General features: G+C 36.6%; 8 protein-coding genes. All 8 read right to left on the reverse strand.

The features are described 5' to 3' along the window. Positions 1-107: 107 nt before the first annotated feature. Positions 108-695 carry a hypothetical protein gene (locus IV512_RS19455; RefSeq protein WP_209406391.1) on the reverse strand — a complete coding sequence of 196 codons (588 nt, stop codon included), beginning with the start codon at positions 693-695 and terminating at the stop codon, positions 108-110. A gap of 717 nt (positions 696-1,412) precedes the next feature. Beyond that, positions 1,413-2,666 carry a hypothetical protein gene (locus tag IV512_RS19460; RefSeq protein WP_209406393.1) on the reverse strand — a complete coding sequence of 418 codons (1,254 nt, stop codon included), beginning with the start codon at positions 2,664-2,666 and terminating at the stop codon, positions 1,413-1,415. Between the two features lie 471 nt (positions 2,667-3,137). Continuing rightward, positions 3,138-3,425 carry a type II toxin-antitoxin system RelE/ParE family toxin gene (locus IV512_RS19465; RefSeq protein ID WP_209406395.1) on the reverse strand — a complete coding sequence of 96 codons (288 nt, stop codon included), beginning with the start codon at positions 3,423-3,425 and terminating at the stop codon, positions 3,138-3,140. Then, on the reverse strand, positions 3,418-3,657 hold the full coding sequence (locus tag IV512_RS19470; protein ID WP_209406397.1) for a type II toxin-antitoxin system ParD family antitoxin: 240 nt from the start codon (positions 3,655-3,657) through the stop codon (positions 3,418-3,420). The genes IV512_RS19465 and IV512_RS19470 overlap by 8 nt, the downstream gene beginning before the upstream one ends. Before the next feature lie 625 nt (positions 3,658-4,282). Continuing rightward, positions 4,283-4,855 (reverse strand): hypothetical protein, encoded by a 573-nt coding sequence (locus IV512_RS19475; RefSeq protein WP_209406399.1) that lies wholly within the window; start codon positions 4,853-4,855, stop codon positions 4,283-4,285. A 568-nt stretch (positions 4,856-5,423) separates the two neighbouring features. Next, on the reverse strand, positions 5,424-5,960 hold the full coding sequence (locus tag IV512_RS19480; RefSeq protein WP_209406401.1) for a hypothetical protein: 537 nt from the start codon (positions 5,958-5,960) through the stop codon (positions 5,424-5,426). Between the two features lie 629 nt (positions 5,961-6,589). Beyond that, positions 6,590-7,174, reverse strand: a complete 585-nt coding sequence (locus tag IV512_RS19485) for a hypothetical protein (RefSeq protein ID WP_209406403.1) — start codon at positions 7,172-7,174, stop codon at positions 6,590-6,592. A 561-nt stretch (positions 7,175-7,735) separates the two neighbouring features. Further along, positions 7,736-8,227, reverse strand: coding sequence for a hypothetical protein (locus tag IV512_RS19490; RefSeq protein ID WP_209406405.1), 492 nt, complete (start codon positions 8,225-8,227; stop codon positions 7,736-7,738). Between the last annotated feature and the right edge of the window lie 237 nt (positions 8,228-8,464).

Here is an 8,464-nt window from a genome sequence, read left to right on the forward strand (position 1 = left end):
CGTTGTGGACTTTTCCAACGGGAAATGTCCGTCTGAAATCTAGCTAATTAAAAGTGAAAATTAATGTTTAACGGTAGAAATACCACAATGAATTATAGCAAATGTTTTTATTTCATTCCGACGTCGATTTCAGAAGTTGGATTTTTGGTTTTTGATGTGGTTGATAATGGTTTTAATGCATGTCCATTTAATTTTTCTTGCATTTCAACAAGAGAATCTTTATAAATCAAAAGTTGATTCTTTAAATTCCCGTTGTTCTTTATTAGAGAATCGTTTATCTCTCTTAGATTCAATTCATTTAGTTTCAGGTCATAGTTTGCTTTTAAAAAATAAGCAGATACAGAACCAAAAACAATAGTCAAAATGATAGGGATTATTTTATACCAATCCAATGGTTTTGAATTTAGTTTTTTTACGAATTTCAAATGTCCTTTACCGAAATTTTTTAAGTCAAGTCCTTTTTCGGTTAAATTAAAATATCCGCTATTGTTGGCTGGTTTTCCAATTTGTATAAGGTATCCGTTTCTTAATCCAAACTCCCTAATTTCATCACACAAATCAAGGAAATGTTTTCTTTCTGTTGGGGACTCTGGATTAAATTTATCGAACAACTCATTGTTAATAGAAAACCCATTCCTAGCGGTAAGGTTATTAATCACAAAGTCAAAATTTTCTATTACAATTTTATCGTCCATTTTTCAAATATTTGCTAACGCAGGGCTATGTGAAGTCGTGCGTTTGTATTTTTGTTTGTCGTACCGAAAGGTACGTAAAAAGGAAAAATACAAGTGAGCACACCAGATTGCATATAGCTGTTGATATGTACAGTTTTCCTCGATGGCGCCTAAAGGTGATAAAAATATGATGGTCCCTTATCCTACGGCCCTTGCAATCTGACATGGCCCGGAGCCTGTGCTGAGTTTATCGAAGTGATAATGCATGTTTCCCAAAGGGCGGGAATTGGAGCGTAGCGACAATGAAGCGATTTGGGTTCACCTTTAGGTGACCGAGCGTAGCGACCGATGAATACCGTTAAAAACAATAAGAAGATTATGAATAATTGTGCATCATCGGTCTTGTATATGGCTCGTAGCGTGCAAATTAGCGATAACTATTCGGTTAAGCACAAGCCGAAATTTTTAATTTTCTTATTACCTTTTCTTTTCAATAAGCCAAATTAAAAAATTTGGCGGACTTCGCAAATATGCCTTAACTTTGAATTAAGCAACTAATTAGCTATGAGTTCTATACGTTGTTATGTGTGGTGACTCTATTCTTTATTTAGATTAATTCATCTATTTCTCCATATCTCTCATCCCATAAAAATCAATGGCTTGTGCTTAAGAGGATTTGTACTCCACTCTGACCATTCCCCATTATTAGGATTTGAAAATAAAGTTTTGTTATGATGCCTAGTTAAATTCAGCTTTAAGGGCTATATTCTTCTGATTCAATATGACAATTTCAAAGTCGGATTTATCCAAAACTAATGTAACCTTCTTATCATCCGTCTCTTGTATATCATAAGGAACGGCTTTGCCGACTTTCTCACCTTTTTTGTAGGCAAGTACCAAACATGGGCACTCGATATTTTCTTCAACAAATGATAGTTCCACTTCTTTACGATCACCATACACCATCCATTGTGGACGATCATGCTTTTTACTTCTTGGATGGAAAACTGCTATGTCATACCTGAATGTGCCCATAGGAGGTAAATCAAGAGAGGCTTCCTTTCGTTGCTGACCAAATAGCTCACCAGATTCATTGACAAAAACACTAGGTCTTTCTAGATCTGTAATCTGATAATACGAGTTTTCGTAATCCCTATTACCCTTTTCGGAATAAATTGTTTGATTTATGGTTAATGGGTCGATTCCTGTAAATTCCGTCAATCTCCCTGCCATCGCCTTTCCCCAACCCATGGAATCGTTAGGCATAGCTCCTTCGTATACATGATCAAAACCACAATGAATTAATATCTTTTCGTTGGGGTATCGATTTAGATAGGATTCAATATTCCGGGCTTGATTAATTTCTCTTTCCTTCCCATTTGCATGTCCACTGCTTTCGTATCCAAATATTTTGAACCCCATATCAAAGGCAGTTCTTATTAAATTGCCAAATTGAGGTTCTTGTGTAGAATATCCAGAATCAAGAATAGGATAACCATTGGCTTGCATAATTGAATCTGCTTGAGGCGTATTAAAATATCCTTCCATTCCTAAGTGCTTAAAGCCTCTTCTTTTGAGTCCTTCAAGTAGTCGAGTGGTAAAAATTCGATGTTGGGGCATTTGATGAGCTTCATTTATGATGACTACTTGGTGCTCTTCAGCTTCATTCAATATGTAATCTATTGCATCTATTGCTTTGTAGTGCCCAAAACTATCTCGTTGTTCCTGCGTAAGTTCTATTTCAATTGATTCTTTCGTATCCCAAATCTCATGCATCCTTTTTATGTTTCCGATTTTGGCATTTTCCCATGCTTTTCTATCGACAATTGTAGGAAAGGTATCCCAATATGAAGAAAAATTGTACGGCATCTCATTTGACCCTGTATCAAAATGAAAGTCAAACTCCACAAAATCTAACTTTTTCTGATCTTCATTTTTGGTATTACAGGCAATGCTCAGCAAGGAAATAGCAATAATAAATAAGTGTTTCATTAATTAGTTTTTTATGCCAGACATTCCATCGAGTCTAGTTGTTTATAAAATAGATGGTCCCTCATCCTACGGCCATTGCAGTCTGACATGGCCCGGAGCCTGTGCTGAGTTTATCGAAGTGATGATGCGTAATCCCAAAGGGCGCGAATTGGAGCCTGGCGACAATGAAGCGATTTGGGTTCACCTTTAGGTGACCGAGCGTAGCGACCGATGAATACCGTTAAAAAACAATAAAAAGATTATGAATAATTGTGCATCATCGGTCTCGGCTAAGCGTAGTGCGGGGATAAGGAAACTTTTCGTTTCCGTCTGTGCACGAAGCTAGAGCTTTTGATTTTGCTTTTTCTTTTCTTGTCCAAAGCTAAATCCATATGATTTAGCGACTTTAAAAATATACACAGACCTTGGCTTAAAACCCAAACCCCCGCATTACGTTTAGGCATTGTTGGCAACAGTATTTTTGCGTGCAGTTTAGAGTATATTTTTCAAATCCTGTTTTCCGACAATCGCCATTATGTCCACCGTATCATTATTGATTTTGTAGTAAATACTGTCCGAACCACAAACACATCTCCGATATCCTTTCTTAATATATTCAACAGATTCAAATGAATAAGGTCTTTTGGCTATAATGTCAAAATATTCAAAAAACGTTTCGAAATATATGTCCGCTTGTTGCACTCCAAATTTTTTAATTCCGTAACGATGAATGCGTATCAGGTCATCTTTTGCGTCATTACTTAATCTATACTTAGTCATTAAGTTTAGACTTGGATTGTGCTAAGATTTGTTCCTTGCTATCATGGGTAAATCCGCTATTTTCTGATTTTTCCAATTTAGCTCTAATCCAGTCAATTTCGATTTGTTGATTTCTAGCTTGACGAATTAAGTCATTAACAAGTTCGCTTTTACTTGAATACTCGTGATTATCAACTTGCGTCTTTAACCATTCATCATTTGGTCGAGTGAAAGAAATGCTCTGTCTAGCCATGAGAAATATATTTTGATGCTAATTTACACCAAAAACGAACCAAATCCAATTTTTTTTTGTAATATTGTTGCCAACGCAGGGCTATGTAAAGTCGTGCGTTTTTATTTTTGTTTGTCGTACCGAAAGGTACGTAAAAAGGAAAAATACAAGTGAGCACACCAGATTGCATATAGCTGTTGATATGTACAGTTTTCCTCGATGGCGCCTGAAGATGATAAAAATATGATGGTCCCTCATCCTACGGCCCTTGCAATCTGACATGGCCCGGAGCCTGTGCTGAGTTTATCGAAGTGATGATGCACGTTTCCCAAAGGGCGGGAATTGGAGCGTAGCGACAATGAAGCGATTTGGGTTCACCTTTTGGTGACCGAGCGTAGCGACCGATGAATACCGTTAAAAAACAATAAAAAGATTATGAATAATTGTGCATCATCGGTTGAGCTATGAACAGGGAGTAAACTAGCGTTTACTTTCGGCCAGGCACGTAGCGAAATCTTTTGGTTTTGTTTTTTCTTGTCCAAAGCTAAATCCATCAGATTTAGCGACATTATAAATATAGACAGACCATTCTATTTAACCCAAAAGTCCGCATTACGTTTAGGTTTTGTTGTACGCAGTTTTTTTATTAACTCACCCATGAGCTAATTTCCCTTTCAACCTTCCATTTCCCATCAACAAGCAGATAGACACGTGTAACGCCACCACCACATAATCTTCCACAAATACTTCCAAATCCAACTATTGCCTTATCGTAATTTTCGTTGAAAATAGGTTTTGAAAAAGCATAATATCCATTTGGACAGTCAATCAGCAATGATTCCCAAATAGAATTGTCTGATGAAGAAATTTTGTACAAGTCAAACTCTTTTTCCGTTATAATATTCCAATCAGACAATATTTTATTAGATATCTTAAACTGTGTGAATAGCTCAATTTGGTCATTCAAATGTAATGTGTCCTTTATATCTAAGTTTTTTTTCGCAAAACCTTTTAAGCTACCGTAACGTGGTAATATAAGTTTCGATTTTTCTGAAATACATTTGCAATTTAAATCTATGTAGTCATCGTTCTCGTTGGATAAAATTTCTAAAATCAAATCGCTAGTGAGCTTTTTCTCGTTAAAATTGTGACTAGACTTGACTTCATTTTTACAACAGCAAAATATCAGTAGTAATAATATTGTTATTCCCTTTTTCATTTTGTCAAATTGCGTACAACGCAGGGCTATGTGAAGTCGTGCGTTTGGATTTTTGTTTGTCGTACCGAAAGGTACGTAAAAAGGAAAAATACAAGTGAGCACACCAGATTGCATATAGCTGTTGATATGTACAGTTTTCCTCGATGGCGCCTGAAGGTGATAAAAATATGATGGTCCCTTATCCTACGGCCCTTGCAATCTGACATGGCCCGGAGCCTGTACTGAGTTTATCGAAGTGATGATGCACGTTTCCCAAAGGGCGGGAACGGCGGAGACGTGAAGCGATTTGGGTTCACCTTTAGGTGACCGAGCGTAGCGACCGATGAATACCGTTAAAAAACAATAAGAAGATTATGAATAATTGTGCATCATCGGTTGAGCTATGGACAGTACGGGGGCAAACTTGCGTTTGCTTTCCGCCACGCAAATAGCGAAATCTTTTGGTTTTCTTTTTTTCTTTATCCTACTAAAAAGCAAAATCCCAAAGATTTTGCGGACTTGATAAAAATACGCAAACCTTTCGTTTAAGCCCGAAGCCCGTATTGTTTATAGGTTGTGTTGTGCGACGTTATTTTTCGCTATAATATTTTAATTCCTCTTTTGTTGGAGAAAGATTATGAAAATCCCATATCCCATAACATTCGGAGCTGTACTTAATTAAAATCGTGTCATTCACTTTTAAATCTCCCAAGTCCGATTTCTTTTGCAAGTCTAAGCTTGATTTAAACTTTTTAGGAATCGTAATAATTGCAAGAAAAGTGGTGAATTGATGCTTAGATATCTTTTTTATAACTGCTTTGGTTATTACAACGGTGTTTTCTTCAAGCTTTTGAGAAATATTTTTTTGTCTTAAATGTGAACTTATAAAAAAGGTAAACAATGATATTGCCACTACAAAAATATAGATTGAATTGTTATCCATTTTGAGTATTCTACCTAATACAAAACTTACCAAGCCAATTAGAAAAATAAATTTTAAACTTACCTTATTCTGCTTGTAATATTCACAATCAGTAAATGATGTGTATCCACTTGCGATTGCGATTATGTAAAGAACGATTCCAGCAAAGATTAAGAACAATAGAATTTTGACATATCTATTCATTTTTTGGATTAAGGGCTTTTAATTTGATTTTTTTATATCTGTTCTAAACTGGCTTTTTATAATGGCGCACAACGCAGGGCTATGTGAAGTCGTGCGTTTGGATTTTTGTTTGTCGTACCGAAAGGTACGTAAAAAGGAAAAATACAAGTGAGCACACCAGATTGCATATAGCTGTTGATATGTACAGTTTTCCTCGATGGCGCCTGAAGGTGATAAAAATATGATGGTCCCTTATCCTACGGCCCTTGCAATCTGACATGGCCCGGAGCCTGTGCTGAGTTTATCGAAGTGATGATGCACGTTTCCCAAAAGGCGGGAATTGGAGCGAAGCGACAATGTAGCGATTTGGGTTCACCTTTAGGTGACCGAGCGTAGCGACCGATGAATACCGTTAAAAACAATAAGAAGATTATGAATAATTGTGCATCATCGTCTCGGCTATGCGCAGTGCGGGGCGGACACGCACTTGCCGTTGCGCCACGCGATAGCAAAAATCTTTTTGTTTTGTTCTTATTTTTTCCTTGCAAGAGCAAAATCCAAAAGATTTTGCGGAGCTGCTCGGCATACCCAGACCTTTGGTTTAAGCACTTACGCCCGCATTGCGTATAGGTTTTGTTGTAGCCAGTTATTTATCTAGGCGCGAAAAACTTATGTTTTATGGGAACTTCTTCATTTGCAAAGTCCTTTAATAACAATAATTCTTTTTCGACCCATTGATTCCATTTAGTCTGCAATGAACGTTCTGAATATACCTCAGAATCGTATTCATCTTGTTTTAGGTCTAATTCAAGTTCCACTTTTTTATATATAGATTCACGTTTTTCAAATAAATCGTATTGATTGGAGCATTTTTCAACTATTTCCTTTCTTAACTTTCTCGCGTAGATTTCAGTAATGTCGAAATGAAGTTGCTCATGAGCAAGTACGCTACTATCTCTTTCAGAAAATTTGAAATAGGAAAATTTAGGGTTGAAATAGCTTTTAATAATCACCCTAGTTTTTCCTGTCCATATATTGACAGGGTTCTCTATTTTAAGTCCAGAAAATGTAGCTGCTTGGAAAGGTCTTTTCTCTGTACTCCCTCTAAAATCTGATTTTCTTAGTGGTCTACTTTCATTCCAATAAATCAGTTCTCCATTTTCTGCAAGATTGGTATTTGTGATTTTAGGCGCACAACCAGTTAATAAGATGATGAGTAAAAGGAGTTTTTTCATTTGGTATAATTGGCTACAACGCAGGGCTATGTGAAGTCGTGCGTTTGGATTTTTGTTTGTCGTACCGACAAGGTACGTAAAAAGGAAAAATACAAGTGAGCACACCAGATTGCATATAGCTGTTGATATGTACAGTTTTCCTCGATGGCGCCTGAAGGTGATAAAAATATGATGGTCCCTTATTCTACGGCCCTTGCAATCTGACATGGCCCGGAGCCTGTGCTGAGTTTATTGAAGTGATGATGCACGTTTCCCAAAGTGCGGGAATTGGAGCCTGGCGACAATGAAGCGATTTGGGTTCACCTTTAGGTGACCGAGCGTAGCGACCGATGAATACCGTTGAAAACAATAAGAAGATTATGAATAATTGTGCATCATCGGTTAAGCTATGAACAGTACGGAAGCAAACTAGCGTTTGCTTTCCGCCACGCACATAGCGAAATCTTTTTGTTTTGATTTATTTTTTCATGTCTAGAGCAAAATCCAAAAGATTTTGCGGACTTCATAAAAATACACAAACCTTTCGATTAAGCCCGAAGCCCGTATTGTTTATAGGTTGTGTTACCTACAGTTTTTATATTTAATTTTTTCGGTCAACATTACTTTCTCCACCGTTTTAATCAATGATGATACTTTAAGTCCCGCAATTAATTCGACTATAAGCAAGTAAATCAATCCAAAAGCAGGCATAATTAAAAACTCGGCTTTGTCAAATCCGTATTCAGTTAATTGATATACAGCAATTATTAATGTCAGTCCGACAAAAATGATTGTAAACCAAAAATGCATCTTATAAGTGATTCCGTTAATTCTTTTTAGAATTAGTTTACTTTCGATTCCGTTTTCATTTGTATTTGCCGCACTTACATTAAGTTTCACTAACGGCCCTAGGTTCGGCGTAAAAGCGAAGAATGATAAATTTCCATAGATATCTATTCCTCCGTCGTCAGAAAATCCTCCAGCAATATTATTCCGTCCTATTTCAGAATGAATTATTTCTGTAATGTGATTAGCCGAATCGTTTATTTTATATTCTTTTGTTTGGTCGTTCAAAGGTGTTATTTGAAATTGTAGGTAACGGTCTCGTATAACCGTCAGTTACGGGTTAATATGCGTTTATTTTCGGTTTAGGCACAGGCTTTAGCAATTCCGAGTGGATTCGGACGTAGTCGAATCCGCCGTAATTGCGGTTATACATCTTAAGTTTGATTCTCATTAAATTGTTGATATAACCAGAAAGAACAAAAGAGAGAATTAAGGTTATGTTATACATTGAAGCTTAAGACTTCG

This window comes from Pseudozobellia sp. WGM2, from assembly GCF_017810075.1.
Taxonomy (GTDB): domain Bacteria; phylum Bacteroidota; class Bacteroidia; order Flavobacteriales; family Flavobacteriaceae; genus JADNYK01.

What these genes read in the sequence shown, in the direction of transcription:
- IV512_RS19455 (WP_209406391.1), bottom strand. Translation starts at nt 695, where the DNA reads ATGGACGATAAAATTGTAATAGAAAATTTTGACTTTGTGATTAATAAC.
- IV512_RS19460 (WP_209406393.1), bottom strand. Translation starts at nt 2,666, where the DNA reads ATGAAACACTTATTTATTATTGCTATTTCCTTGCTGAGCATTGCCTGT.
- IV512_RS19465 (WP_209406395.1), bottom strand. Translation starts at nt 3,425, where the DNA reads ATGACTAAGTATAGATTAAGTAATGACGCAAAAGATGACCTGATACGC.
- IV512_RS19470 (WP_209406397.1), bottom strand. Translation starts at nt 3,657, where the DNA reads ATGGCTAGACAGAGCATTTCTTTCACTCGACCAAATGATGAATGGTTA.
- IV512_RS19475 (WP_209406399.1), bottom strand. Translation starts at nt 4,855, where the DNA reads ATGAAAAAGGGAATAACAATATTATTACTACTGATATTTTGCTGTTGT.
- IV512_RS19480 (WP_209406401.1), bottom strand. Translation starts at nt 5,960, where the DNA reads ATGAATAGATATGTCAAAATTCTATTGTTCTTAATCTTTGCTGGAATC.
- IV512_RS19485 (WP_209406403.1), bottom strand. Translation starts at nt 7,174, where the DNA reads ATGAAAAAACTCCTTTTACTCATCATCTTATTAACTGGTTGTGCGCCT.